Origin of the sequence: Nitrobacter sp. JJSN (assembly GCF_051912485.1) — a bacterium.
Classification (GTDB): domain Bacteria; phylum Pseudomonadota; class Alphaproteobacteria; order Rhizobiales; family Xanthobacteraceae; genus Nitrobacter.
Genome location: NZ_CP196822.1, coordinates 2,640,541 through 2,665,428 on the forward strand (window position 1 = coordinate 2,640,541; position 24,888 = coordinate 2,665,428).

At 63.6% G+C, this 24,888-nt stretch carries 25 protein-coding genes; 12 read left to right on the forward strand and 13 right to left on the reverse strand.

Features of this window, described 5'->3' with window-relative positions:
- Nucleotides 1-115: 115 nt before the first annotated feature.
- Together ACSZOQ_RS13145 and petA are read right to left on the reverse strand one after the other, a co-directional pair.
- The gene (locus tag ACSZOQ_RS13145) at nt 116-2,176 is read right to left on the reverse strand and encodes a cytochrome c1 (RefSeq protein ID WP_439922943.1); all 2,061 of its coding nucleotides are present in this window, start codon (nt 2,174-2,176) and stop codon (nt 116-118) included.
- A 51-nt stretch (nt 2,177-2,227) separates the two neighbouring features.
- The gene (gene petA, locus ACSZOQ_RS13150; RefSeq protein WP_439922944.1) at nt 2,228-2,755 is read right to left on the reverse strand and encodes a ubiquinol-cytochrome c reductase iron-sulfur subunit; all 528 of its coding nucleotides are present in this window, start codon (nt 2,753-2,755) and stop codon (nt 2,228-2,230) included.
- 199 nt (nt 2,756-2,954) lie between these two features.
- Between petA and ACSZOQ_RS13155 the strand changes: the two genes are divergently transcribed.
- From ACSZOQ_RS13155 to hemF, 4 genes are all read left to right on the forward strand, one after another.
- Nucleotides 2,955-3,425, forward strand: coding sequence for a tRNA (cytidine(34)-2'-O)-methyltransferase (locus ACSZOQ_RS13155; RefSeq protein WP_439922945.1), 471 nt, complete (start codon nt 2,955-2,957; stop codon nt 3,423-3,425).
- Entirely contained in the window at nt 3,422-4,054 is a 633-nt protein-coding gene (queE, locus tag ACSZOQ_RS13160) for a 7-carboxy-7-deazaguanine synthase (RefSeq protein WP_439922946.1), read from the forward strand. The genes ACSZOQ_RS13155 and queE overlap by 4 nt, the downstream gene beginning before the upstream one ends.
- A gap of 172 nt (nt 4,055-4,226) precedes the next feature.
- Nucleotides 4,227-4,592, forward strand: a complete 366-nt coding sequence (locus ACSZOQ_RS13165; RefSeq protein WP_439922947.1) for a 6-carboxytetrahydropterin synthase — start codon at nt 4,227-4,229, stop codon at nt 4,590-4,592.
- A 21-nt stretch (nt 4,593-4,613) separates the two neighbouring features.
- A complete protein-coding gene (hemF, locus tag ACSZOQ_RS13170; RefSeq protein ID WP_439922948.1) occupies nt 4,614-5,498 on the forward strand; it encodes an oxygen-dependent coproporphyrinogen oxidase in 885 nt (294 codons plus the stop codon).
- Between the two features lie 117 nt (nt 5,499-5,615).
- Here the strand turns inward: hemF and ACSZOQ_RS13175 are convergent, their stop codons facing one another.
- From ACSZOQ_RS13175 to ACSZOQ_RS13195, 5 genes are all read right to left on the reverse strand, one after another.
- Nucleotides 5,616-6,707: an IS5-like element ISNisp7 family transposase gene (locus tag ACSZOQ_RS13175; protein ID WP_439922949.1), complete on the reverse strand. Its 1,092-nt coding sequence runs from the start codon at nt 6,705-6,707 to the stop codon at nt 5,616-5,618.
- A gap of 202 nt (nt 6,708-6,909) precedes the next feature.
- On the reverse strand, nt 6,910-8,166 hold the full coding sequence (locus tag ACSZOQ_RS13180; RefSeq protein WP_439922950.1) for a CCA tRNA nucleotidyltransferase: 1,257 nt from the start codon (nt 8,164-8,166) through the stop codon (nt 6,910-6,912).
- On the reverse strand, nt 8,163-8,426 hold the full coding sequence (locus ACSZOQ_RS13185; RefSeq protein ID WP_439922951.1) for a DUF6111 family protein: 264 nt from the start codon (nt 8,424-8,426) through the stop codon (nt 8,163-8,165). The genes ACSZOQ_RS13180 and ACSZOQ_RS13185 overlap by 4 nt, the downstream gene beginning before the upstream one ends.
- Nucleotides 8,423-9,100 (reverse strand): CoA pyrophosphatase, encoded by a 678-nt coding sequence (locus tag ACSZOQ_RS13190; protein ID WP_439922952.1) that lies wholly within the window; start codon nt 9,098-9,100, stop codon nt 8,423-8,425. Before ACSZOQ_RS13190 ends, ACSZOQ_RS13185 begins: the two co-directional genes overlap by 4 nt.
- A complete protein-coding gene (locus ACSZOQ_RS13195; protein ID WP_439922953.1) occupies nt 9,097-9,702 on the reverse strand; it encodes a DUF1285 domain-containing protein in 606 nt (201 codons plus the stop codon). Before ACSZOQ_RS13195 ends, ACSZOQ_RS13190 begins: the two co-directional genes overlap by 4 nt.
- 293 nt (nt 9,703-9,995) lie before the next feature.
- Here ACSZOQ_RS13195 and ACSZOQ_RS13200 point away from each other — a divergent pair, with 293 nt between their 5' ends.
- The 6 genes from ACSZOQ_RS13200 to ACSZOQ_RS13225 all read left to right on the forward strand — a co-directional run bounded on the left by ACSZOQ_RS13200 (nt 9,996) and on the right by ACSZOQ_RS13225 (nt 19,898).
- Nucleotides 9,996-11,006: an AAA family ATPase gene (locus tag ACSZOQ_RS13200; protein ID WP_439922954.1), complete on the forward strand. Its 1,011-nt coding sequence runs from the start codon at nt 9,996-9,998 to the stop codon at nt 11,004-11,006.
- Complete coding sequence (locus ACSZOQ_RS13205; RefSeq protein WP_439922955.1) at nt 11,006-11,947, forward strand: DUF58 domain-containing protein; 942 nt, start codon at nt 11,006-11,008, stop codon at nt 11,945-11,947. The genes ACSZOQ_RS13200 and ACSZOQ_RS13205 overlap by 1 nt, the downstream gene beginning before the upstream one ends.
- Nucleotides 11,947-14,757 carry a DUF4159 domain-containing protein gene (locus ACSZOQ_RS13210; RefSeq protein ID WP_439926051.1) on the forward strand — a complete coding sequence of 937 codons (2,811 nt, stop codon included), beginning with the start codon at nt 11,947-11,949 and terminating at the stop codon, nt 14,755-14,757. The genes ACSZOQ_RS13205 and ACSZOQ_RS13210 overlap by 1 nt, the downstream gene beginning before the upstream one ends.
- A 9-nt stretch (nt 14,758-14,766) precedes the next feature.
- Nucleotides 14,767-16,830 (forward strand): hypothetical protein, encoded by a 2,064-nt coding sequence (locus ACSZOQ_RS13215; RefSeq protein ID WP_439922956.1) that lies wholly within the window; start codon nt 14,767-14,769, stop codon nt 16,828-16,830.
- A 173-nt stretch (nt 16,831-17,003) separates the two neighbouring features.
- Nucleotides 17,004-17,429 carry a DUF2946 family protein gene (locus tag ACSZOQ_RS13220; RefSeq protein WP_439922957.1) on the forward strand — a complete coding sequence of 142 codons (426 nt, stop codon included), beginning with the start codon at nt 17,004-17,006 and terminating at the stop codon, nt 17,427-17,429.
- A 126-nt stretch (nt 17,430-17,555) separates the two neighbouring features.
- Nucleotides 17,556-19,898: a TonB-dependent receptor gene (locus ACSZOQ_RS13225; protein WP_439922958.1), complete on the forward strand. Its 2,343-nt coding sequence runs from the start codon at nt 17,556-17,558 to the stop codon at nt 19,896-19,898.
- Nucleotides 19,899-19,917: 19 nt separating this feature from the next.
- On the opposite strand, the gene ACSZOQ_RS13230 is transcribed toward ACSZOQ_RS13225, so the two are convergent.
- Both ACSZOQ_RS13230 and ACSZOQ_RS13235 read right to left on the reverse strand, forming a co-directional pair.
- Nucleotides 19,918-20,436: a GNAT family N-acetyltransferase gene (locus ACSZOQ_RS13230; protein ID WP_439922959.1), complete on the reverse strand. Its 519-nt coding sequence runs from the start codon at nt 20,434-20,436 to the stop codon at nt 19,918-19,920.
- Between the two features lie 70 nt (nt 20,437-20,506).
- Nucleotides 20,507-20,995 carry an NUDIX domain-containing protein gene (locus tag ACSZOQ_RS13235; RefSeq protein WP_439922960.1) on the reverse strand — a complete coding sequence of 163 codons (489 nt, stop codon included), beginning with the start codon at nt 20,993-20,995 and terminating at the stop codon, nt 20,507-20,509.
- Between the two features lie 111 nt (nt 20,996-21,106).
- Here ACSZOQ_RS13235 and mbfA point away from each other — a divergent pair, with 111 nt between their 5' ends.
- Together mbfA and ACSZOQ_RS13245 are read left to right on the forward strand one after the other, a co-directional pair.
- Nucleotides 21,107-22,063 carry an iron exporter MbfA gene (gene mbfA, locus ACSZOQ_RS13240; RefSeq protein ID WP_439922961.1) on the forward strand — a complete coding sequence of 319 codons (957 nt, stop codon included), beginning with the start codon at nt 21,107-21,109 and terminating at the stop codon, nt 22,061-22,063.
- Nucleotides 22,064-22,151: 88 nt separating this feature from the next.
- Entirely contained in the window at nt 22,152-23,057 is a 906-nt protein-coding gene (locus ACSZOQ_RS13245) for a metallophosphoesterase family protein (protein WP_439922962.1), read from the forward strand.
- 12 nt (nt 23,058-23,069) lie between these two features.
- Here the strand turns inward: ACSZOQ_RS13245 and ACSZOQ_RS13250 are convergent, their stop codons facing one another.
- From ACSZOQ_RS13250 to ACSZOQ_RS13265, 4 genes are all read right to left on the reverse strand, one after another.
- Nucleotides 23,070-23,426, reverse strand: coding sequence for a DMT family protein (locus ACSZOQ_RS13250; protein ID WP_439922963.1), 357 nt, complete (start codon nt 23,424-23,426; stop codon nt 23,070-23,072).
- A 125-nt stretch (nt 23,427-23,551) separates the two neighbouring features.
- A complete protein-coding gene (locus ACSZOQ_RS13255; protein WP_439922964.1) occupies nt 23,552-23,809 on the reverse strand; it encodes a DUF3297 family protein in 258 nt (85 codons plus the stop codon).
- Entirely contained in the window at nt 23,806-24,282 is a 477-nt protein-coding gene (locus tag ACSZOQ_RS13260; protein WP_439922965.1) for a glutathione peroxidase, read from the reverse strand. The genes ACSZOQ_RS13255 and ACSZOQ_RS13260 overlap by 4 nt, the downstream gene beginning before the upstream one ends.
- A gap of 43 nt (nt 24,283-24,325) precedes the next feature.
- A complete protein-coding gene (locus ACSZOQ_RS13265) occupies nt 24,326-24,583 on the reverse strand; it encodes a DUF6894 family protein (RefSeq protein WP_439922966.1) in 258 nt (85 codons plus the stop codon).
- Between the last annotated feature and the right edge of the window lie 305 nt (nt 24,584-24,888).

The window sequence follows — 24,888 nt, forward strand, 5'->3', positions numbered from 1 at the left end:
CTTCGGAGCTTACCCTCCTCGCAATGACAGAGTTTTCGCCGTCGCCACTGGCCTCGCCTCAAACAAAAAAGGTTCCCGCGAGGGAGCCTTTTTGATGCGAAGAGCCGCGCCCAGTTCAATGCGCCGCGGCCCAGACAGCTCTCTTGGTGAAGTAGAGCAGCCCGGCAAAGATAATCATGAAAATCATGACCTGCAGACCGATCCGCTTGCGCTCCTCGAGTTTCGGCTCGGCGGCCCACATCAGGAAGGCGGCCACGTCCGTCGCATATTGATCGACCTTCTGTGGCGTCCCGTCTCCATAGGACACCTGGTCGTCCGACAGCGGGTTCGGCATCTTCATCGCATGCCCAGGGAAGTACTTATTGTAGAACGAGCCCTCCGGCAGCGTGAAGCCGTGCGGCGGCGTGTCCTCGAAACCGGTCAGGAGTCCATGGATGTAGTTCGGGCCTTTTTCCTGGAACTGCGTGAAGGCATCGAAGATGAATTGCGGAAAGCCGCGCTCGTAGCCGCGTGCCTTGGCCATCAGAGAGAGGTCTGGCGGTGCCGCGCCGCCATTTGCCGCGCGGGCGGCGTTCTCGTTCGGGAATGGCGCCGGAAACTTGTCGGCGATACGTCCCGGCCGCTCGAACATGTCGCCGGCGTCGTTGGGACCATCCTTCACCTGGATTTCGGCCGCCAGCGTCTCGGCCTGGGCGATGGAGAAGCCGGGCCCACCCGGATCGGCCAGGTTGCGATAGTGCACCAGGTTCATCGAATGACAGGCGGCACAGACTTCCTTGTAGACCTTGTAACCGCGCTGCAACTGGCCCCGATCGAATTTTCCAATCGGGCCCGCGAACGACCAGCTCATCGACGGCGGCACCGGCGCATGGTCTGCCGCCTGAGCCTTCGAGCTGCCATCCCATGCCAATAGCCCCGCGATAGCGAACAAAGCCGCGAGCGAGGCCACCACGCCTTTCTTCCGCAGTACGTCATCGGCAATCGAATTGGGGACGGGACGCGGCTTCTCGATGCGGCTCAGGATCGGCAGCACGATCAGGAAATAGGCGAAGTAGCACACCGTCAGGATGCGCCCTGCAATCACATAGACGCCTTCCGGCGGCTTCGCGCCGAGAAAACCAAGGCCGAGACAAACACCGACGAAGATCCAGAAGAACTGCTTTGCGAGCGGACGATACCGCACGGAGCGGGTCTTGGCGGAATCGAGCCAGGGCAGGAAGGCCAGCACGAGGATGGCGCTGAACATCGCCGCCACTCCCGCGAGCTTGTTCGGGATCGAACGCAGGATCGCGTAGAACGGCAGGTAGTACCATTCTGGCACGATGTGCGCAGGCGTCACACCCGGATTGGCCGGGATGTAGTTGTCGGGATCGCCGAGATAGTTCGGGATGTAGAACACGAACCAGCAATAGAACAGGATGAAGCAGGAAAGACCGAACGCATCCTTGACGGTCGCGTAAGGCGTGAACGGCACCGTGTCCTTCGCGGTCTTGGGCTCGACGCCGGTCGGATTGTTCTGGCCGGCGACGTGCAGCGCCCAGACGTGCAGCACAACCACGCCCGCGATCACGAACGGCAACAGGTAGTGCAGCGAGAAGAAGCGATTCAGCGTCGGGTTGCCGACCGAATAGCCGCCCCACAGCAGGGTCACGATGCTCTCACCGAAATAGGGAATGGCCGAGAACAGGTTGGTGATGACGGTCGCGCCCCAGAAGCTCATCTGGCCCCACGGCAGCACGTAGCCCATGAAGCCGGTCGCCATCATCAAGAGGTAGATGATGACGCCGAGGATCCAGAGAATCTCGCGCGGTTCCTTGTAGGAGCCGTAATACAGGCCGCGAAGCATGTGGATATAGACGGCGATGAAGAACATCGAGGCGCCGTTCGAATGGAGATAACGCAACAGCCAGCCATAATCGACGTCGCGGACGATGGCTTCCACCGAGTTGAAAGCGAGGTCGGCGTGCGGCGTGTAGTGCATCGTCAGGATGACGCCGGTTATGATCTGCACACCGAGCATGAACGAGAGGATGCCGCCAAACGTCCACCAGTAGTTCAGGTTGCGCGGCGTCGGATAGGCGACGAACGAGGAATGGACGAGGCCGAAGATCGGCAAGCGCCGCTCGATCCATTTGAGGACGGGATTTTGCGGCTGGAAGCTGGATGGTCCGCTCATGATGCGATCCTGAGGAATGAAACGACGCGTTCGGGGCGGGTCTTTTCGGCCTTATCCGATCTTGATCTTACTGTCTGAAACGAAGGCGTAAGGCGGAATGGCAAGATTGAGCGGCGCCGGCCCCTGACGGATACGGCCCGAGGAATCGTACTGCGAACCGTGGCACGGACAGAAAAATCCGTCGTAGCTCCCTTCATGCGCGATCGGAATGCAGCCGAGATGGGTGCAGATGCCTATCACGATGAGCCACTGGTCGTGACCTTCCTTGACGCGCGCCGAATCCGGCTGCGGATCTGGCAGGCTCGACACGTTGACTGCCTGGGCTTCCTTAATCTGCTTGGCAGTCCGGTGCATGATGAAGATCGGCTTGCCGCGCCAGAACACCTTGATGTCCTGCCCTGTGGCGATCGGAGAGAGATCGACCTCAATCGGCGCGCCGGCGGCGACTGTGGAGGCATCCGGGTTCAGTTGGGCCACCAGTGGCCACGCCACGGCCGCCGCGCCTACAGCGGCGACGGCTCCAGTTGCTACGAAAAGGAAATCACGGCGGCTTTGTCCTGCCGAAGACGATGTCGTCACGATTCCAACCCCTTCTTATCCGCTGCCGGGCTTGTTGCTATTGGTGTAACCACTCCAGGGATGCATCTTGCGAGCGGCCGTTCTATTGGCATCGTCGCAGAGTGAGCGCAAGTGCGCTATCGGTCTCATTCGTGCAGTGCACAAAATCTGCCGGCAGCCACGAAGCCAAGTGAAGCCAAGTCATGAGAGCCCTGAGCGAATGCGGATTGCGCTTTTTCAACCCGATATCCCGCAGAACACCGGGACCATTCTGCGCCTGTGTGCCTGCCTCGATGTCGAGGCCCATATCATCGAGCCGGCGGGCTTCCCCGTCTCGGATCGCCACTTCCGCCGGGCAGGCATGGACTATCTCGACCAGATCGCCATCGTGCGCCACGATTCCTGGCCGAAATTCCAGCAATGGCGCACGGGAGACGGCGGACGACTGATATTGTTCACAACTAAAGGCGCCCTGCCCTATCTGGACCATCGCTATGCGGCCACCGATATCCTGTTGTTCGGGCGCGAAAGCGCCGGAGTCACGGACGCCGTTGCAGCCGCCGCAGACGCACGTCTGGTGATACCTGTAAGGTCCGGATTACGTTCGCTGAACGTCGCCATGGCGGCCGCAATGGCGGTAGGCGAGGCTTTGCGGCAAACAGGACCGGCTGTCCCGGAAAGGATTTCGTGAGTTACGCGGTCAAAGAAATTTTTCTGACCCTGCAAGGCGAAGGCGCCCATGCTGGCCGGGCTGCGGTATTCTGTCGCTTCTCGGGCTGCAACCTGTGGAGCGGCCGCGAGGAAGACCGTGACTCGGCCACCTGCCGGTTCTGCGACACTGATTTCGTGGGCACGGACGGGACACTGGGCGGGCGCTACGCCACCGCGGATGCGCTGGCCGACACCGTCACCGCGCAATGGACGGGACCGGCCGCCCATCGCTACGCGGTGTTGACGGGAGGCGAGCCGCTGCTGCAGGTGGACAAGGCATTCGTCGATGCGCTGCACGCCCGCGGCTTCGCGATCGGCATCGAGACCAACGGCACCATCTTGCCGCCCGAGGGCATCGACTGGCTGTGCGTCAGTCCGAAGGCCGGCGCCGATTTGCGCGTCACCAAAGGTCACGAACTCAAGCTGGTCTATCCGCAGGCGGATGCCCGGCCCGAGGACTTCAAGGATCTCGCCTTTGAGCGATTTTCGTTGCAGCCCATGGACGGACCGGACGTGGCAAACAACACCGCGCGCGCCATCGACTATTGCCTGCAGCATCCGCAGTGGCGGCTTAGCCTGCAGACGCACAAGACGCTGGGGATCAGATAGGGATGGCAAAGCAGCAACGAGTAAAGGTGTCATGCGCTGGATCGACCCCGCGCATCCATCTTCAAGGAATGATGAATTGCCGGGTCATAGGTGAGCGAAGCGACGCCGTTCTTGGAACGGCTGTGCCCGGCAATGACCCGCGAACTTGGATGAGATAGAGGCAGATTCAGGAATGTGGGAGTTGACGAAATCGTTCCGCTTTGAGGCTGCGCACTCGCTGCCCGGAACGACATTTGGGAACGCGAGCATGGAAATCCACGGCCATTCTTTTCGCGCCGAGGTGAGCGTCCGCGGCACGCCCGATCCCGCGACCGGTATGGTGCTTGATCTCGGCCTGCTCGAACGCGGCATGAGCGAGGTTCGCAACAAGCTCGATCATAAGCTCCTCAACGACGTCGAAGGACTAGGCCCGCCGACGCTGGAGAATCTGGCCCGCTTCATCTGGGACCATGTCCAGCGCGCGGGGCAAGTCACGCGCGTCAGCGTGCATCGCGACAGCTGCGGCGAAAGCTGCAGCTATCTCGGCCCGCAGGCATAATTATTCGTGAAGGAGACCTCGATGGAGGCAGCCCAGTACGACGATCGTAAAGCCCGGGCGCGATCCTGGTTCGAGCAACTGCGCAACGATATCTGCGCGGCATTTGAAAAACTGGAGGACGACGCGCCCGCCTCGCTCTACCCCGGCAGCGCGGGGCGCTTCGTCCGCACGCCGTGGGAGCGCACCGATCACACCGGCCAGCCGGGCGGCGGCGGCGTCATGTCGATGATGCACGGGCGGCTGTTCGAGAAGGTCGGCGTGCACTGCTCGACCGTGCATGGCGAATTCGCGCCGGAGTTTCGCGCGCAGATTCCGGGGGCCGAAGCCGCTCCAAAATTCTGGGCGTCGGGCATCTCGCTGATCGCCCACATGCGCAATCCACATATCCCCGCCGTTCACATGAACACGCGCTTTGTTGTAACGACCAAAGCGTGGTTCGGCGGCGGCGGCGACCTGACGCCGGTGCTTATGCGACGACGCACGCAGGAGGATGCCGACAGCGTCGCGTTTCACGCGGCGATGAAGGCGGCATGCGATGCCCATTCCGTGGCAAACTATGACAAATACAAAACCTGGTGCGACGAGTATTTCCATTTGCCGCATCGCAAGGAAGCGCGCGGAATCGGCGGCATCTTCTATGACTGGCATGACAGCGGCGACTGGGACGCCGACCTTGCCTTCACGCAGGATGTGGGACGGGCGCTCCTGAAGGTTTACCCGGAGCTCGTGCGCCGTAACTTCAACACGCCGTGGACCGCGGCCGATCGCGAGGAGCAGTTGATCCGGCGCGGACGCTACGCCGAATTCAATCTGCTCTACGACCGCGGCACCATCTTCGGGCTGAAGACCGGCGGCAACGTCGAGTCGATCCTGTCCTCGATGCCGCCCGAGGTGAAGTGGCCCTAGCAGGCTGTTGAAGAAGTGTCCCGTCTGGCTTTCGGGATGGCTTGATCGCCGTTGTGATAGGCGAATGTGATCTGGATCGAGCCGTCGAGCAGTTTGGCGTGGCCGTGAGACGGCGGGTCATGCTGGCACCGCCATGAGCTTCGGCAGTCGCACCAGATTGTAAGCGGCGGCTGCGAAGGTGAAGGCCCATCCGACGCGGTCGCGGCCGCGGAAGCGGGTCTTGTCCTGGCTGGCGACCGTCTTGATCCAGCCGAAGGCTTCCTCAATGCGCTTGCGGATACGCTGGCTGACGGCATAGCCGCTGTGCCGCGTCGTGCGTCCGTCGATCGCCGAGCTTCGGCCGCTCGTGTTCTGCGCCACGTGTGGCGTCACCTTCATCGCGCGCAACTCGTTGACGAAGTCCTCCGTGTCATAGGCCTTATCAGCGCCAAGTGTGATGGCCAGGGGCCGGTCGGCGCGAGGTTCGATCATGTGCAACGCCGCCACCCGCTCGGCATGTCCGTCGGCCAGCGTCAGGCAGGCGTCGACCAACAGGCCGTGGCGGTTCTCCATCAGCCCATGACCCATGAAGCATAGCTTCGCCTCCTTGCCCTTGCCCTTCTTGTAGAGCCTTGCGTCCGGATCGGTGGTCGAGGCATGCGTGTCGTTAGTCCGCTTCTGGCCGTGGAAGTCGGCTTCGGCATTGCGCCCGACGCCGCCGGCCGGCGGCTCGCCAGAGCCGTCCTTCGGTTTGACGCTCTTCATCGAAGCCCAGGCCTCGATCAGCGTGCCGTCGACCGAGAAGTGATCTGTCGACAGCAGCTTCTTCACCTTGGGCTGGGCCAGCACCGCACTCAGGAACTTTGCCGCGATGTCGCCCTCAAGCAGCCGGTCGCGGTTCTTCGAGAACACCGAATGGTCCCAGGCCGGATCGTCGACGCCGATGCCCACGAACCAGCGGAACAGAAGGTCGTATTCCAGCCGCTCCATAAGCAACCGCTCCGAGCGGATCGAGTAGAACGCCTGCAAGAGCATCGCCCTTAGCAACTTCTCGGGTGGGATCGACGGCCGCCCGAGTGGCGAATACAGCGCCGCGAACTCCCGCTCCAAAGCGACAAGCGATTCGTTCACCATGACCCGGATGGCGCGAAGCGGGTGGTCGCGTCGAACCCGCGCCTCCAGATCAACGTAGCTGAACAACTCGCCAGTCAGATTGTCACCACCGCGCACTCATCATCTCCAAATCGCATCGGAGCCAATGAATCATGCTCACAGCTCGGCCGCGACTGGCTTTTTCAACAGCCTGCTAGATCACGATGATTTTGGATCGAATTGATCCAAAATCATCAACGTGATCGATTCCAATATTTTGAGAAGCGGGATGCGGGCGGAAAACCGCTGCACACTTTTCCTCATCCCGCTCTAACGGTTATCACAACCGGTGATCGCGGGTGAACCGCGCGACAGTTTGATCCGCGATCGCCGAAAGCTGCGCGGGATCAAGCGGGAAATCCGCGGCAAGCCAGGCATCTTCCGCAATCGTCAGAACATGTCCGAGCGCCGGGCCCGCCGCTATTCCGCGAGCGACGAAGTCCTCCGCCTTCAATGGGAACGCCGGAGGCTGCCAGCGCTGCGGCAGGGTTGCGACGTTTAGCCACGGCCCCGGATCGGCACCGAAGCCCGCCCGAGCCCAGGCCTGCATCAGCCGGTCACGGAAGCGGGGCGCGCCAAGCCGGTACAGCCGCCGCCGGGCGGTCGCCTCGTCCATGCCGCCAAGCCGCCACCAGCGGTGACCCATCGAGTCCAGTTGCTTCGCCTCGGCATTGGAGAGCCGTAATCGCTGGGCGACCCGCCGCGCGTCTTCGGTGACCGACACCGCAAGCGCCGCGAGCCGGCGGACCGGATCCGGCGTCAGCTCCAGCGCACGCTCGGCGGCGATCATCGCCGCAAGCGGCCCGCGATAGGCGACGCCGCCGAGAATAGCCAGCAGCAGACCGCCATCCTCCATCGCGATCAGCGCCTCCACGGCCCCCTCAGCGACCAGCAGCTTCAGCATCTCCGCCCGCAATCGTTCGGCCGACAACGTGCCAAGGCCGGCGCGGCCGCGGATGCAGGCGAGATAGCCGGCCTGGTCGGGCTCGCCTCCACCGTAGGCGGCGTGGATGCGAAAAAACCGCAAAATACGCAGATAATCCTCGGCAATGCGCCGGTCCGGATCGCCGATGAAGCGCACGCGCCTCGCCGCGATGTCCTCGAGGCCGCCGACATGGTCATGCACCACGCCATCACCGTCGACCGACAAGCCATTGATGGTGAAATCGCGGCGCTCTGCATCGTGCGCCCAGTCGCGGCCGAACGCGACCCTGGCCTTGCGTCCGAAGGTCTCGACGTCCTCACGGAGTGTCGTGACCTCGAACGGCCGCCCCTCAACGACCAGCGTGACGGTGCCGTGCTCGACGCCGGTCGGAACGCTCTTGATGCGGGCGGCTGCGGCGCGGCGGATCACTTCCTCGGGTAGCGCGGTGGTTGCGAAGTCGATCTCGTCGACCGGCAGGTTCATCAAGGCGTTGCGAACCGCGCCGCCGACGACGCGCGCCTCCTCGCCCTTTTCATCGAGCAGCGCAAGAACGCGCGCCGCCGGACCCGATTTCAGCCAGCTCGCTTCGCGCAGCGAGCGGGCCGTGTTCACCTTTCGACTCCGGGCACCAGCCTGCCATCCTCGATATGCGCCGGGACGTAAGTCGAATCCGGCGGCGCGCCCGAAAAATGCGCCAGCAGGATGAAGCTGACGACAACCAGCACCAGCGCTGCGAGGGAGAGCCTCACAACGATGTGCGGCGGCCACGAGGCGGCGATCATGAAGTCCACACGGTTAGCGAACAGATACGCCGCGTAGATCGCGAACGGAATCAGGAAGATTCCGACCTCCATAAGAACCGGACGTATCATTTGAGATAAACTCTCTCGTACAGCACGCGCAGGATGCCGGCGGTCGCGCCCCAGATATAACGTTCCTCGAACGGCATCTCGTAGAACGAGCGCATTTTGCCGCGGAATAGCTTCCAACCCTGTTTGTGATTGTCCGGGTTCATCAGAAACGACAACGGCACCTCGAACGCCTCAACCACTTCATCCGCATTGAGGCGAAGGTCAAATCCCGGCTTCACCCGCGCCACCGTGGGCAAAATGCGGAAGTCGGCACTCGTGCCGTAGAGGTCGAGATAGCCGATCGGCTCGACGAAGTCGCGGGGCAGGCCGACCTCTTCCCATGCCTCGCGCAGCGCCGCGTCGACCGGCGAGGCATCGGTCGCATCGATCTTGCCGCCGGGAAATGCGATCTCGTTGGCGTGATCGCTGAGATGGGCGGCGCGCCGGGTCAGCAACACGGTCGGCTCGTCGCGCGCCACCACCGGGATCAGGACCGCCGCCGCCCGCATCGGCTCGTCCCGGGCGATCTCCTGGAGCATGAAATCGCGATCCTGATCGCCGGTCGACGGAGCAACGCCGGCGTCGGTCAGCCCCGGGGGGATGTCGAAGCGCAGCCGCGCCCGCGCGCGATCGAAAAATTTCTCGGCGCCGACATCGGTGGCCGCGCCGCCTGACTCCCCCATCGGCACGTTCAACCTACGTCCCTCACCTGCTCCGCATCCGCCATCACAAAGAACTCACCACCCGATTCGATCCCAAACATCATCCGTCCATCGATCATTCGTTGCTCGCCCATGTCAACAAGATCGTAATACAACGCCCGCGTCACCTTGGCCCAGAGACCGGCCCGAACGTGCAGGTAGGGCTTCAATCCACCGCCCTCCGAGGGCTCGAAGCGCAGCCGATGGCCAAAATCGCACTGCACCCAGTCGCCGACATTGGTGCGGAACCGCAGCACTGGGCCGTTTTCGGCCCGATCCCCGATCATCTCGACGGCGAGGAAAGGCGCGTCATCGACGCAGATGCCCACCTTCTCCACCGGCGTCACCAGAAAGTGTTTGCCGTCCTCGCGCTTCAGGATCGTGGAGAACAGCCGCACCAGCGCCGGCCGGCCGATCGGCGTTCTCATGTAAAACCATGTGCCGTCGCTGGCGATTCGCATGTCCAGATCGCCGCAAAACGGCGGATTCCACAGATGCACAGGCGGCAGACCCTTGCCGGGCGAGCCAACGGCAACACGCGCGGCGGTCGTCAGTCCGTCCAGTGTCCGGTTCTCGGACCGCCCTTGCTTCGCCATGGTTTACCCCGACGTTGGTCGCCTGTTCTGGCACAAAGAAGGACACAAGCCCACTAGTGTGGCGGTTCAGAAGTTCGCATCCAAGGTCGCTGCAAGGATATGCGAAACTTCGGAATCGGGGCACGGGGTGCGGATCCAAGGCCGGAACTGGCGCGATAACTCGCCACTTCGTGATGCAATGGCTCGGAAAACCGGTATTGTGGCAATAGTTTAATTCAATGAATACATGGCGCTCGCATATGTTTAGCAGGCATGACGACGCAAATGGCGCGGCCTCGCGCAAGGAGTGACGGATGGCTGTGGACTCTGACAAGGGCGTCGAGAAACTGGAAGACGTGATCGTCCGCTCGGCCGAACAGGTCGCGGGGCAAGTTCGTGCGGCGCGGGACGCGATTTCCACCGTGATCTTCGGTCAGGAACGGGTGATCGAAAACACGCTGGTGACCATCCTCTCCGGCGGTCACGCGCTCCTGATCGGCGTCCCCGGCCTTGCCAAAACCAAGCTCGTGGAGACGCTCGGCGTCACCCTCGGGTTAGACGCCAAGCGCGTCCAGTTCACGCCGGACCTGATGCCGTCGGACATCCTCGGCGCCGAAGTGATGGACGAGAGCAGCACCGGCAAACGCGCATTCCGCTTCATCGCCGGGCCGGTATTCGCGCAACTTCTGATGGCGGACGAAATCAACCGCGCCAGCCCGCGCACGCAATCGGCGCTGCTGCAGGCGATGCAGGAGCAGCACATCACCGTCGCCGGCGCGCGCCACGACCTGCCGAAACCCTTTCATGTGCTGGCGACGCAAAATCCGCTGGAGCAGGAGGGCACCTATCCGCTACCTGAAGCGCAGCTCGACCGCTTCCTGATGGAGATCGATGTCGACTATCCGGATCGCGACGCGGAACGCCGCATCCTGTTCGAAACCACCGGCGCAGACGAAACGCTGGCGAAGGCCGCGATGGACGCCGATGTCGTTCTCGCCGCGCAGCGGCTGGTACGGCGGCTGCCGGTCGGCGACAGCGTGGTCGAAGCCATCCTGTCGCTGGTGCGCTCGGCACGTCCGGGCCCGGAGGGCGGCGAAACCGGAAAACTGATCGCATGGGGACCCGGACCCCGCGCCAGCCAGTCGTTGATGCTCGCGGTGCGCGCGCGCGCGCTGCTCGACGGACGTCTTGCGCCCTCGATCGACGACGTGCTCGACCTCGCCGAGCCGGTGCTCAAACATCGCATGGCGCTGACCTTCACGGCCCGTGCCGAAGGTCGCACCATTTCTGACGTGATCGGACAACTGAAGACACGGATCGGTTGATGGTCGCAGCGGCCGCGCATGTCAGGCAGGAAATCGAAGCAGTCAGACGTGCCGATGGTGAAAGCCGCACGCTGGCGGCGTCGCTGCCGCGTCTTGTGCTGGAAGCCCGTCGCATCGCTGCCAGTGTGATTCATGGCCTGCACGGCCGCCGCCGAGCCGGTTCGGGTGAAAGCTTCTGGCAATACCGCCGCTTCGTGTCCGGCGAGCCCTCGCAGAATGTCGACTGGCGTCGCTCCGCGCGCGACGATCATCTCTACGTCCGCGAGCATGAGTGGGAGGCCGCGCACACCGTTTGGATCTGGCCCGACCGCTCGGCGTCGATGGCCTTCGCGTCGCGGGAAGCGCGCGACAGCAAACTCGAGCGCGCCCTGATCGTGACCTTTGCACTCGCGGAGCTACTGGTGGCCGGCGGCGAACGCGTCGGCATTCCCGGGCTGATGAACCCGACCGCGAGCCGCAACGTCATCGACAGGATAGCGCAGGCGATACTGCACGATGATCTCGCGCGCGCCAGCCTGCCGCCGTCGTTCGTGCCGCCGGCGCGATCGGAGATCGTGGTGCTGTCGGACTTCTGGTCGCCGATCGGCGAGATCCGGACCATGCTCGCCGGGCTGTCGGCCTCCGGCGCGCACGGCACGCTGCTGCAGGTGGTCGATCCCGCCGAGGAGACATTCCCTTATTCGGGACGCGTCGAGTTCGTTGAACCCGAGAATGGCAGCGTGATCACCGCGGGCCGCGCCGAACGATGGTCCCGCGACTACGTCGCGCGCGTCGCGCTGCATCGCGACCAGATCCGCGCCGAGACCAAAACGCTCGACTGGCTGTTCTCGACCCACACCACCGACCGCTCCGCCGCCGAATTGCTGTTGTTCCTCCATGGCGGCATGACGGCGAGCAAAGGTGGCGGGGTGGGCTCTGTCAAAGCGGGGCGCACGGCATGATGTCGGCGCTTCCGCTGTCGTTCCTGCAACCGCTGATGCTGCTAGGCCTGCTCAGCCTGCCGCTGCTTTGGTGGCTGCTGAGGGTAATGCCGCCGCGCCCGCGGCGGATCGATTTTCCGCCGACACGATTGCTGTTCGATATCGCCGCGAAGGAAGAAACGCCGTCGCGCACCCCGTGGTGGCTGACGGCATTGCGGCTTCTGGCAGCAGCGCTGGTGATCTTCGCGGCCGCCGGACCGGTCTGGAATCCAAAGGCCGGCGCAGCTCGCAGCACCGCGCCATTGACGATCCTGCTCGACGACGGCTGGAGCGCCGCATCGAGCTGGGAGACGCGGATCAGGGCTGCGGATGAACTGATCGCCGATGCGGACAGCGATCGGCGCGGCGTCGCCATCGTGCCTCTGTCGGAGCCGGCGCGCGACATCACGCTGATGCCGGCCGGAACTGCGCGTGTGGCGCTGCGGCAGCTCGCGCCGAAGCCCTTCGCCGTCGAACGCGTCGAGACGCTGCCGGCGCTCGAACGCTTCCTGAAGGCATCCGGCGATAGCGACATCGTGTGGCTGTCCGACGGCATCAACAGCGGGCGTGGAGCGGAATTCGTCGACGGACTTCGCAAGGTGATCGGCGACCGTTCCCTGACCATCTTCGAGGGTGGCGCGCCACCGGCACATGCGCTGATCGCAGCGGAAAATGCCGCGGCCAAGATGACCGTGAAGGTTTTGCGTGCCACCGCGAACGGCCCGCCGGCCGGCGTCGTCCGGGCTCTCGACCAGAAAGGGGCGCCGATCGGTGAGACGCACTATGCGTTTCCGCCGCAGGACCGCGAAACCGAAGCTGCGTTCGAGCTACCGCTGGAGTTGCGCAACGATATCGCCCGGCTGGAAATCGCGGGCGAACGCTCCGCAGGCGCGGTTCAGTTGCTGGACAAGCGCTGGCGCCGCCGTGCCATCGGCGTGGTCAGCGGATCGAGCGCGGATACGGCGCAGCCGCTGCTCGCCTCGACGTTTTATCTGACGCGCGCACTGACGCCGTTCGCCGACGTCCGGCTTGGCGAGGGCGCGCCGCAGCAGGTTGTCACCCAGTTTCTGGATCAGAAGCTGCCGATGATCGTCATGGCCGACGTCGGCGCGCTGTCGCCGGAACTGCGCCAACGCATTGACACATGGCTCAACCAAGGCGGCGTGTTGGTGCGCTTCGCGGGGCCGCGTCTGGCTCAGGCCGACGACGACCTGGTGCCGGTAAAATTGCGCCACGGCGGCCGCAGTCTTGGCGGCAGCATGACATGGGAAAAGCCTCAGCATCTTGCAGCGTTCGCTGCGGACGGGCCGTTCGCAGGCCTTGCGGTCCCTAAGGACGTCACCGTCAGCCGGCAGGTGCTGGCCGAACCGGATGCGGCGCTCGCGGCAAAGAGCTGGGCGTCCCTCGTGGACGGAACGCCGCTCGTGACCGGCGAGCGTCGCGGCAAAGGCCTGCTGGCGCTGTTCCACGTCAGTGCCGACATGCGCTGGTCCGATCTGCCAATGTCCGGCACCTTCGTCGAGATGCTGCGACGGATCGTCGATACCTCCGGCTACACCGCGAACACCGGCAAGACCGCCAACGCTGACACCAAGGCGGAAACCGTCGCACCGCTGCGAACGCTCGACGGCTTCGGCGCTTTCGGACCGCCGCCTGCCACGGCCAAACCCCTGCCGGTCGACTACCGTGGCCGCGGCACTATCGAGCATCCGCCCGGGTTCTACGGGCCCGCCGACGGGCCGATTGCCGTCAACACGCTGGCGGCAACCGACCGGATCGTGCCGCTGGATACCTCGGCGCTGCAGGCGCGGCGGGCGAGTTTCACCAATGCAGAACCGCACGATCTCCGGGGCATCCTGCTGTCCTCGTCGCTTGCATTGTTTCTGATCGACGCCGTCATCGTGGCGCTGCTTGGCGGCGGCCTCGCCGCATTGCTGCGTCGCCGCGCCGCCCATGCTGTGCTGGCTTTTGCGCTTGCGCTGCCGATGGTCGCTATGACGCCCTCATTGTCTCGCGCCGACAGCGCCAGCGATGAGTTCGCGATGAAGGCCACCTCGCAGACGCGGCTCGCCTATGTCGTGACCGGCAACGCCGACGTCGACAACATCGTCAAGGCCGGGATGAGCGGGCTCACATTGTTCCTCGCTCAGCGCACCGCGCTTGAAGCCGGCGATCCGATCGGCATTGACCCGGCGCGCGACGAACTGGCGTTCTTCCCGCTGATCTACTGGCCAGTCGTGCCGGGCGCGCCGAAACCATCGCAAAGCGCCCTCAACAAAATCGACGCCTACATGAAACAGGGCGGCACCGTTCTGTTCGATACCCGCGATGCGATCGACGCGCTGCCGGGACCGGACGGCCAGTCCCGGACACCGGGGATGCAGGCGCTGCGCGTCATTCTTTCATCGCTCGACGTCCCCGAACTCGAGCCGGTGCCCCACGAGCACGTGCTGGCCAAGACGTTCTATCTGCTGCACGATTTTCCGGGCCGCTTCACCACCGGCCAGACCTGGGTCGAGGCGCTACCGCGCGACGAGAACGACGAGGCGGCGGCGCGGCCGGCGCGTGGCGGCGACGGCGTCTCGCCGATCATCATCACCTCGAACGATCTCGCAGGTGCCTGGGCGATGCGAACTGACGGCCAGCCAATGCTGCCGCTCTCGCCGGGCGAACCGCGGCAACGCGAATTCGCGTTCCGCGCCGGCGTCAACATCGTGATGTACACGCTGACCGGCAACTACAAGGCGGACCAGGTCCACGCGCCGGCGCTGATCGAACGGCTGGGGCAGTAGGGTCGCCGCATGCAATATGGCATCGCTTTCACCCCGCTGGTTCCCGTGGTCGTACTATGGAGCGCGCTTGCTGCGATTGCCGTGATCGCGGTGCTGCTCCTGCTCGGCCGCGCGCGGGGCGCGGCAGTGCGCGTGGCGGCGCTGGCGTTGATCCTGCTGGCGCTTGCCAATCCCTCCTTCACCCGCGAGGAGCGCGAACCGCTATCCTCAGTGGCCGCCGTCATCGTCGACAAAAGCCCGAGCCAGAATTTCGGCGACCGGACCGACCAGACTGCGAAGGCGCGCGAGGCGCTGGTCGACCGCCTCAAGCAGATCAAGGGGCTTGAAGTCCGAGTCGTCGATGCGGGCCAGGCGGATGGCGAGACCGACGGCACAAGGCTGTTCTCCGCGCTTTCCTCTACGCTGGCCGACGTGCCGACCGACCGCGTCGCAGGCGCTTTCCTGATTACCGATGGACGCGTTCACGACATTCCGGACAACGTCGCCGCCCTCGGATTCAAGGCGCCGGTCCATGCCCTGATCACCGGCCACAACGACGAGCGCGACCGCCGCATTGCGATCGTCGCTGCGCCGCGTTTCGGCATCGTCGGCCAGACCCAGACCATCACATACAGACTCGACGATCAGGGTGTCAGCGGCGAGCGCGCCAAGGTGACGGTGCGCCGCGACGGCGAGGTCATCAGCGAGCGCACCGTTCTGAGCGGGCAGACCATCAATGCCGATGTCGGCATCAAACATGCCGGACAGAACATCGTCGAGATCGAGGCCTCGCCGCTCGAGAACGAACTGACGCCGGTCAACAATCGCGCCGTGGTGCCGATCGACGGCGTCCGCGACAAGCTGCGCGTACTGCTGGTGTCGGGCGAGCCGCATTCGGGCGAACGCACATGGCGTAACCTCTTGAAGTCGGACCCCAGCGTCGATCTGGTTCACTTCACGATCCTGCGTCCGCCCGAGAAGCAGGACGGCACACCGATCAACGAACTGTCGCTGATCGCCTTTCCGACGCGCGAACTGTTCCAGCAGAAGATCAACGAATTCCAGCTCATCATCTTCGATCGCTATGCACGCCAGGGCGTGCTGCCGATCGCCTATTTCGATAACATCGCGCGTTACGTGCGCGCAGGCGGCGCGGTTATGGTCGCGGCCGGCCCCGATTACGCCTCGGCCACCAGCATCTGGCGGACGCCGCTGGATACGGTGCTGCCCGCCGAGCCGGTCGGCGTCACCGACAAGCCATTCCACGCGCGCCTCAGCGAGGCCGGCAAGCGCCATCCGGTCACCCGCGGGCTTGAAGGGTCCGCGAGCGACCCGCCGCACTGGAGCCGGTTTTTCCGCGAGGTCGACACCCGCAACGTTTCCGTGCCGCCGGTCATGACCGGCGCCGATGGCAAGCCGTTGCTGTTGCTGTCGCGTTATGGCGAAGGCCGCGTTGCGCTGCTCTTGTCGGATCACATCTGGCTATGGGCGCGCGGCTACGAGGGCGGTGGCCCGCATCTCGACCTGCTGCGGCGGATGTCGCACTGGCTGATGAAGCAGCCCGAACTCGACGAAGAGGCGTTGCGGCTCGAAGTCCACGGCAAGGATCTCGTGGTGCAGCGCCAGACCATGGCCGATAGCGTCCCGCCTGTCGTCGTGACCTCGCCCTCCGGCAAGACCCGCGAACTGACGCTGAGCGCCGCCGAACCCGGCCTGTGGAAGACAGCGTTGACGGCGGACGAACTGGGATTGTGGCAGGCGACCGACGGCACACTGAAAGCACTGGTCAATGTCGGCCCGGTCAATCCGAAGGAATTCTCCGAGGTGACGTCGACCACCGACGAGATCAAGCCGCTCGCGCAGGCCAGCGGCGGGGATGCCCGGCGGATCGCGGACGGCTCGGGCGTCGACGTTCCGCGCATCGTTCCGGTGCACGCTTCAAGCGTGTTTCGCGGCGACGGCTGGATGGGCGTACGGATGCGCGATGTCAGCGTGGTGCGCGGCGTCGGCGTGCTACCGATGTTCGCCGGGCTGATCGGCCTATTGCTGCTGCTCGGAGCCTTTGCTGCCACCTGGCTGCGCGAGGGACGCTGAAAGGCCTACCGGCCCGCGACCCGTTGCACAAAACCCACAGTCTCCGGATTTAGCGGTCCCATCGTGACGCCGGAACAGGTCGCCGTTGACATTGCCCCGAAACATCGATGTTATATTATAACATCTTGGCGTAGGGGACGGACAAACTCCGCCCGCCGCGCGGGGCGATTGCAATGAAGTGGTTCCGGGCAAACATCAAACACGGATCGCGGATCGCGCTGCTCGCGCTCGCGATCCAGTTTGTACTATCGTTCGGACATCATCACGGTGCTGCGGCGCTCGCTGCACCTGCCGTCGCGATGCAGGCCAGCGACACCGGCGGAGCCAAGACCCCTGCGACCGAAGACGCGACTGTCAGGGATTCCGCCAAGGCGGCGGCCACGAGCCCCGCCGGACCGGCCTCAGGTCACGATCAGGAAAGCGATACTTGCGCGATTTGCGCCGTCATGGCGCTAGCAGGCACGGTGCTGTTCACTGAGCCTCCCGTTCTGCTGCTGCCCGAGGCCTATCATTTCCTCTATCTGACCACCGACGCCGAATTCAATCACCTCAAATCGCGGCACATCGTCTCCCAGCCGCGCGCCCCGCCCGCTTCCTGACGTCGATCACTCGGCCACGCCCGCGCGATGCGCGGCCGTTGCCGATGAGTTTCGCCACTTGTCCATCGATTTCGACGGCCGCCCAACCCGCTACGGGTCAGTGTCGGCCACGTCAGGACCAGCCAGATGTCAGTTCCTTCCAATCGCCTTCTCGCAATCGCGCGCCTCGGCGCAATGTCGCTTCCGGCCCTTGCCATGGCAATCCCCCATCAAACCTCGGCTCAGACCACCCTCCCCGGGATCGTGGTCAACGCGCCCAGCCCGATCAAGCACCGCGCACGGCCTTCCAGGGCGAAGCCGACGCACACAGCCCGCCGCGGCACGACGACACCTCCATCCAGTCCCCGGCAACCCGAGGTAGCCAGTGCGCCGACACCGCCGTCGCCTCCCGCTGATTTGCCCGGCACGTTGCCCATCGTGACCGACCAGTTTGCGACCGTGACGGTGGTCCCCAACGAAGAGATTCGGCGCAACGGAGCCGCAACGCTGGGCGATCTGCTCAACAACAAGCCGGGCATCACCGGCTCCTCGTTTGCGCCCGGCGCATCGAGTCGCCCCATCATTCGCGGGCTCGACGTCAATCGCGTCGGCATCGTGGAGAACGGCGTCGGGAGCAATGGCGCGTCCGATCTCGGCGAGGACCATTTCGTACCGATCGATCCACTGACCACGAACCAGGTCGAAGTCATTCGCGGCCCGGCCACGCTGCGCTACGGCACGACGGCAATCGGCGGCGTCGTCAGCGCCAGCAACGATCGCATTCCCGAAACCTCGCCATGCGCGCCGCCGCTGACAACGCAGACCTACGGCTATGCCGTCAAGGCGCCGCAACTGTCGACGCCCCCTGGCTGCATAAATGTAGAGACCAGGGGAGCGATATCGAGCGTGGACAACGGCCGTGAAGGCGGGGTTCTGCTCGATGCCGGCGGCGGCGGTTTCGCCATCCATGCCGACGCCTTCGCGCGGCGGACCGCGGACTATGCGATCCCGGGCGGCATCCAGAAAAACTCCGCGACCGACTCAAACGGGGGTTCGGTCGGCGGCTCATACCTGTTCGACGGCGGGTTCATCGGCGCGGCGATCACCCAGAACAACAGCCTCTACCACATCCCCGGAAAGGAAGGCGAAGAGGTCGGCACCCGGATCGACGCACATCAGACCAAGTTCACGGCAAAGGGCGAATATCGCCCCGATGCGGTGGCGGTCGACGCCATCCGGTTCTGGGTCGGTGCAACCGACTACAAGCACAACGAACTCGGCCTTGCCGACGCGACCGATCCATCCAGCGACGGCGTTCGCCAGACCTTCACCAACAAGGAGCAGGAAGGCCGGATGGAAGTCCAACTTGCTCCGTTCAACCTGCGCTTCGCCGCCCTGACGACCGCGATCGGCGTCCAGGCGTCGCACCAGGAACTGACCGCGCCGAGCCCGGACGATCCATTCAGCCCGCTCAACGGCCTGTGGGATCCGAACAGCAACGCAAAGCTCGCCGGCTACGTCTTCAACGAGTTCAAGTTCAGCGAGACGACCAAGGCACAAGTCGCCGGCAGGATCGACCATGTGAGCCTCAACGGCTCGACTCCCAGTGTCGTCCCCACGCTGTTCGACCTCGCCACCGATCCGGGCGCGATCGGCGTCGCAACGCCGCGAGCCCTGAACTTCACGCCGACAAGCGCTAGCGTCGGCCTGATCCAGAACCTGCCCTGGAATCTCGTGGCCAGCCTGACCGGGCAATATGTCGAACGCGCGCCAAAGCCGGCCGAACTGTTCTCGCGCGGCGCGCATGATGCAACGGAAACCTTCGACATCGGCAATCCGAACCTCGGCATCGAGACCGCGAAGTCGATCGAGGCGGGATTGCGCCGTGCAGCCGGACCGCTACGGTTCGAACTGACCGGCTATTACACACGGTTCAACGGCTTCATCTACCGGCGCCTGACCGGCAACACTTGCGACGAAACGGCCTGCGTGGCCGGGCCTGGTCTGGAATTGAACCAGGCCATCTACTCCCAAACCGACGCCATTTTCCGCGGCGGCGAATTCCAGTTTCAATACGATGTCCTGCCGGTGTGGAACGGCCTGTTCGGAATCGAGGGGCAGTACGACATCGTCCGCGCGACCTTCACCGACGGCACCAACGTGCCGCGAATTCCGCCGCCGCGCGCGGGCGGAGGCGTCTACTATCACGACGCCAATTGGCTGGCGCGCGTCAACCTGCTCCACGCTTTCGCGCAAAACGACGTCAGCGGCGTCGAGACGCCAACTCCCGGCTATAATCGGCTGCGGGCCGAGATCAGCTATACGACCACTCTTGCTAAAAACGACTGGTGGGGAGCGCAGAAGGTGACGGTCGGTCTCGTCGGCGACAATCTGCTAAATGAGCAGATGCGCAACGCCGTCGCCTACAACAAGGACGAGGTTTTGCTGCCCGGACTAAACGTGCGGCTGTTCGCAAACATCAAATATTGAGGGATTGGGCCGACGACCCTCAGGCCTCTCGCGCGAACGTCCAGTCCGGCCGAATCATGCCGGACACGCCCTCGAACGCGCCGGGCACGAGTTCGCATACCAACAGTCGCGCCCGATCGACCGGACCCGGCATATCGACCTGCCGTTTCGGAATCATCTTGAAGCCGACGCGGCCGTAATAGGGTTCGTCGCCAACCAGCACCACCAGACGATGTCCCTTTGCTTTCGCATCACTGAGCGCACGATCGAGCAGCGCGCGACCGATCCCGCGGCCGCGGAACGGCGGCTCGACCGTCAGCGGCCCGAGCAGCAGCGCCGGCGTATCGCCGATGCAGACCGGCAATTGCCTGACTGAGCCGACCAGCAGCGTGCCTATGCGGGCGGTAAAAGACAGATCGAGCAGGTGATCGACATGCTCGCGCAGCCGGTATGCGCTGAGCACGAAACGGCCGGGGCCGAAGGTGCGTTCGTGCAGGCGCTCGATGGCCTGCGCGTCGTTAGCGGCCTCAGTCAGGATGGTAAGGGACAGATCGGACATGGGAGCCGCGAGATAGCATCTACCACGGGCGCGGTCCATCGCCTGCCGCCGATATGGTGACCGGTCCGGATCAGCGGCGCCAGGTGAGTACCGACGGCGCATGATCGAGGACTTCCGCGATCCGGAGCCGCGTGCCGGTCGTGGTCTCCGCCGGGAGGGCGTCGGCGGCGAAAAAGCCGCAGTCGATGATCTCATGATTGGGTTCGGGCTTGCGATACTGCCGGAAGTCCCTGACGACGTAGACCGCGACGTGATCGCGCGGCGAGACATGGCTGTTGAGAAAAATGCCGTGCAACGCGGGTTCGCCGGCTATCTCGATTTGCCCTTCCTCCATCAGCTCGCGCTGCAGCGCCGTCCGGAACGCCTCGCCGACCTCGACGCCGCCACCGGGCAGATGCCAGCCCGCAACATAACTGTGCCGGACCAGAAACACCCTGTTGTCGCCATCGAGCACTACACCGCGCACACCGAGCGTCATGCCGCGGGAGAACCGCCAGTACAGGTGAAACAGCCGGCGCAGCGCGGGCTCACAAGCGCGGCGCAGACGCTGGAAATTCATGACGCGCAGGCCCCCGACAATAACGATTTTGCAATTCGCTCTCGCATGATCCTTGCATCATAGCGGGCCTCTTGCCAAAACCTGAGAACATTTCCGGGGCACGAGGCAGCAGTGAAGCAATTTGCGGATTTGACGGAACGCGAGATTCTGGCGCTCGCGATCTCCAGCGAGGAAGAGGACAGCCGCATCTATCACGGATTCGCCGAGGGGTTGGCCGAGCCATTTCCGGCCTCCGCCGCCGTCCTGTCCGGCATGGCGGAGGAAGAGGTTCGCCATCGCGGCAGACTGTTCGATCTCTACCGCGAAAAATTCGGCGACTACCTGCCGCTGATCCGCCGTCACGACGTCAAAGGCTTCATCAAGCGAAAGCCGCTGTGGCTGACGCGGCCGCTTGGCCTCGAGGAGGTCCGGAAATACGTCCTCGGCATGGAGAAGGAAGCGGCGCGGTTCTATCGCAAGGCGGCCGAAACCACACGCGACGCATCGATCCGCGAGTTGCTGATCGGCCTCGCCGAGGACGAAGACAGACACGATTCGCTAGCCGAGCAGCTCACCGCGAAACATCTGACGGAGAAGGTCAAAGCCGGCGAGTCCGACAACGAGCGCCGCGCGTTCGTTTTGCAGTATGTGCAGCCGGGCCTTGTCGGGCTCATGGACGGCTCGGTCTCGACCCTGGCTCCACTGTTTGCGGCGGCCTTCGCGACCCACAAACCGTTCGAGACGTTTTTGGTCGGCCTCGCGGCTTCGGTCGGCGCCGGCATCTCCATGGGATTCGCCGAGGCGCTGTCGGACGACGGCACGCTGAGCGGCCGCGGCTCGCCGTTGATCCGCGGCGGCGTGTGCGGCCTGATGACGGCGGTCGGTGGCCTTGGCCACACCCTGCCCTATCTGATCCCGGATTTTTACGTGGCTACGGTGCTGGCGATCGCAGTCGTGGTTCTTGAACTCGGCATCATCTCGTGGGTACGCCATCGCTTCATGGATACTCCGTGGTTGCAAGCGACGTTCCAGATCGCGGTTGGCGGCGCGCTGGTTTTTGCCGCCGGAATCCTGATTGGCAGTGCCTAGCGCATGATCCGGAAAAGTGTGAACCGGTTTTCCGGAGAGATCATGCGATAAAAAATCCCCTCGCCCTTTCGATAATGGTGTCACCAAAATGACCGCGTTTACACTCGCACATCTATCCGACCCGCATCTCGCGCCGCTGCCGACGCCACGACTGCATCAGCTCTTGGGCAAGCGCGCGATCGGCTATCTGAACTGGAAACGCGGCCGTCATAACATTCATCGCCGCGAGATCGTCGACGCGCTGGTCGCCGATATCAAGGCGCAATCGCCCGGCCACATCGCGATCACCGGCGATCTCATCAATCTCGCGCTTCCGGACGAATTCACGCAGGCACGTGCATGGCTGGAGAGCGTCGGCGCGCCAGCCGATGTCACGCTCGTTCCCGGCAATCACGATGCCTATGTTCGCATCACGAAAAAACAAACCTCCGAATGGGTCGACTATATGCGCGGCGACGCCGCCAGGCCGGGAGCGCCGCTTTCGTTTCCTTTCCTGCGCCGCAGAGGGCCCTTGACACTGATCGGCGTGTCGTCGGCGGTGCCGACCGCCCCGTTCATGGCCACCGGTTGGCTGGGACGCAACCAGCTCGATATGCTGGACCAAGGTTTTTCACAGCTCGCAGACGATCCGAACTTTCGCGTGCTGCTGATACATCATCCGCTGGCTTCAAAAGACTCGTACAAGCGGCTGACCGATGCGAAGACGCTCCTAGCGCTCATCAAAAGGCATCGCGTCGATCTGATCCTGCACGGGCACGATCACGTTCATTCCACCATGTGGTTTGAGGGACCCCACGGCCGCGTGCCCGCCATCGGTGTGCCGTCGGCGTCCGCGGTGCCGCACCGCCACTATCCCGCAGCAGCCTACAACCTGCTTTCCGTTGTTCGTGAAGGCGATGCCTGGCGCTGCGAGCAGCGGGTGCGCGGCTTTGTTGATGGTGCGGCGGCCGAGCGGGCGGAGGTCACCGAATTGCAACGGACTCAATTGATCTAAACCTGCTTACCCTCAGGACCACTTGTGGAAAATAAAGAATGCGCCGAGGGCTATGAACGCAAAGCCGATGGCATGATTCCAGCCCAGCGGCTGCTTCAGATACATCACCGAGAATCCGGCAAACACAACGAGGGTAATCACTTCCTGAATAGTCTTCAGTTCGGCCGCCGAATAGACCGCGCTGCCCCAGCGATTGGCCGGCACCGCGAGCCAGTATTCGAAGAACGCGATACCCCAGCTGATCATAATGACCAGAGGAAGCGGGCTCTCCTTAAATTTCAGATGCCCGTACCAGGCGAAGGTCATGAAAACGTTCGAACAGAACAGCATCAGGATCGTCAGAAGCCACGACGGGATCGTGAAGGGCATGATTTCGGCTTTCGGAATGGCCGGAGGAAGGCGACGACTGCTCGCCGCCTGTATCCGCGTGAAGCGAAGGTCAGCTATGTTGCGCGAACTCCTTGAACGCCAAAGCCGGTCGTGTCCGGCGAGGCTTAACTCCCGCTCCGGAAGTATGGCTCGACCGTGCCGGTGAGCTTGATGGTCAGCGGATTGCCATGGCGATCCCTGGCACTGCCGGCGGCGACACGTACCCAGCCTTCGCTGACGCAATACTCCTCGACGTTGCTCTTCTCGACACCCTTGAAGCGGATGCCGATATCGCGCGACAGGATCGCTGCGTCGTAATGGGGGCTGCGCGGGTCGGTTGACAAACGATCGGGCAACTGGTCGTTCGCGGTCTGGTCGGTCACAGCAGGGCCTCGATCTCTCGCGTGAGCGTTTTTGGTTTGGTGGTCGGTGCGTGGCGGGCAACGACGCTACCCTGCCGATCCACCAGAAACTTCGTGAAATTCCACTTGATTGAAGCGCCGAGCAATCCGGACTTCTCGCGCTTCAGGTATTTGTAAAGCGGGTGAGCATTATCGCCGTTGACGTCTATCTTCGCAAACATCGGAAATGTCACGTCGTACTTGCTGGAGCAGAACTGCTGGATTTCCGTGGACGATCCCGGCTCCTGCTTGCCGAACTGATTGCACGGAAAGCCGAGCACGGAAAATCCGCGCGGCTTCATGACCCGATAGAGTTCCTCGAGGTCCTTGTATTGCGGCGTGAACCCGCAGGCGCTCGCGGTATTTACTATCAAAAGGACCTGGCCTTCGAACTGCCTCAATGCGCAGGGCTCGCCAGCCAGCGTATTCGCGGAGAAATCAAGGACACCAGACATTACAACCTCTCGATCAGGCGGCGACAGGACCGACCATTCCGGATCAGTGCCGCGTCGAGGACCGATCGACCGAATCCAGGATGGCTTCGGTAAATGGAAATTCGAGGACGATTTCGCCGGCAGCATCGGTGACTTCCAGCACGGCGTTGAGAATGGCGCGCTGTTCGCCGTCCGTCTTGAGAATTTCCCGGATCGTCGTCCGCGCGGCGCGCCAGGCTTGGTCTGGATCGCGCAATTCCTCGCCCTCCGGATCGAGGATCAGGTCACTGCCGATGCGGGTGTTGAAAAAATATCGGGGCATGAACAAACCTTAACGGCCGAGCGATGAACCTGTTAGCCGGCTGTTCTCACAAGTTCTTTATCGGAGGGCGGGATCGGACGACAAGACCCATGCCGCCATGGGCTTGATCCTGTCGCAAAATTGCGTCCGCCTCGTGAACTCCTGATTAAGCCCATGGATGGAGCCCGAAGCAAGCCGACGCTGCGGGTTCGACGAAATCGATTTGCCACGACTCGTCGAGCCGGTCCAGCGGTCTCCGGGCGGGATCAATATCCCGCTAAAAACGTTATTAGAGTGGCAAGCCCGCCCTTGATGAAGCCATTTTT

Excerpts from the sequence above, each read along its gene's own strand:
- ACSZOQ_RS13265 (WP_439922966.1), bottom strand. The coding sequence starts at position 24,583 with ATGCCCCGATATTTTTTCAACACCCGCATCGGCAGTGACCTGATCCTC.
- ACSZOQ_RS13260 (WP_439922965.1), bottom strand. The coding sequence starts at position 24,282 with ATGTCTGGTGTCCTTGATTTCTCCGCGAATACGCTGGCTGGCGAGCCC.
- ACSZOQ_RS13185 (WP_439922951.1), bottom strand. The coding sequence starts at position 8,426 with ATGATACGTCCGGTTCTTATGGAGGTCGGAATCTTCCTGATTCCGTTC.
- ACSZOQ_RS13215 (WP_439922956.1), top strand. The coding sequence starts at position 14,767 with ATGCAATATGGCATCGCTTTCACCCCGCTGGTTCCCGTGGTCGTACTA.
- ACSZOQ_RS13245 (WP_439922962.1), top strand. The coding sequence starts at position 22,152 with ATGACCGCGTTTACACTCGCACATCTATCCGACCCGCATCTCGCGCCG.
- ACSZOQ_RS13230 (WP_439922959.1), bottom strand. The coding sequence starts at position 20,436 with ATGTCCGATCTGTCCCTTACCATCCTGACTGAGGCCGCTAACGACGCG.
- ACSZOQ_RS13155 (WP_439922945.1), top strand. The coding sequence starts at position 2,955 with ATGCGGATTGCGCTTTTTCAACCCGATATCCCGCAGAACACCGGGACC.
- ACSZOQ_RS13225 (WP_439922958.1), top strand. The coding sequence starts at position 17,556 with ATGTCAGTTCCTTCCAATCGCCTTCTCGCAATCGCGCGCCTCGGCGCA.
- ACSZOQ_RS13165 (WP_439922947.1), top strand. The coding sequence starts at position 4,227 with ATGTGGGAGTTGACGAAATCGTTCCGCTTTGAGGCTGCGCACTCGCTG.
- hemF (WP_439922948.1), top strand. The coding sequence starts at position 4,614 with ATGGAGGCAGCCCAGTACGACGATCGTAAAGCCCGGGCGCGATCCTGG.
- ACSZOQ_RS13220 (WP_439922957.1), top strand. The coding sequence starts at position 17,004 with ATGAAGTGGTTCCGGGCAAACATCAAACACGGATCGCGGATCGCGCTG.
- ACSZOQ_RS13195 (WP_439922953.1), bottom strand. The coding sequence starts at position 9,702 with ATGGCGAAGCAAGGGCGGTCCGAGAACCGGACACTGGACGGACTGACG.
- ACSZOQ_RS13205 (WP_439922955.1), top strand. The coding sequence starts at position 11,006 with ATGGTCGCAGCGGCCGCGCATGTCAGGCAGGAAATCGAAGCAGTCAGA.
- ACSZOQ_RS13145 (WP_439922943.1), bottom strand. The coding sequence starts at position 2,176 with ATGAGCGGACCATCCAGCTTCCAGCCGCAAAATCCCGTCCTCAAATGG.
- ACSZOQ_RS13210 (WP_439926051.1), top strand. The coding sequence starts at position 11,947 with ATGTCGGCGCTTCCGCTGTCGTTCCTGCAACCGCTGATGCTGCTAGGC.
- ACSZOQ_RS13235 (WP_439922960.1), bottom strand. The coding sequence starts at position 20,995 with ATGAATTTCCAGCGTCTGCGCCGCGCTTGTGAGCCCGCGCTGCGCCGG.
- ACSZOQ_RS13200 (WP_439922954.1), top strand. The coding sequence starts at position 9,996 with ATGGCTGTGGACTCTGACAAGGGCGTCGAGAAACTGGAAGACGTGATC.
- ACSZOQ_RS13250 (WP_439922963.1), bottom strand. The coding sequence starts at position 23,426 with ATGCCCTTCACGATCCCGTCGTGGCTTCTGACGATCCTGATGCTGTTC.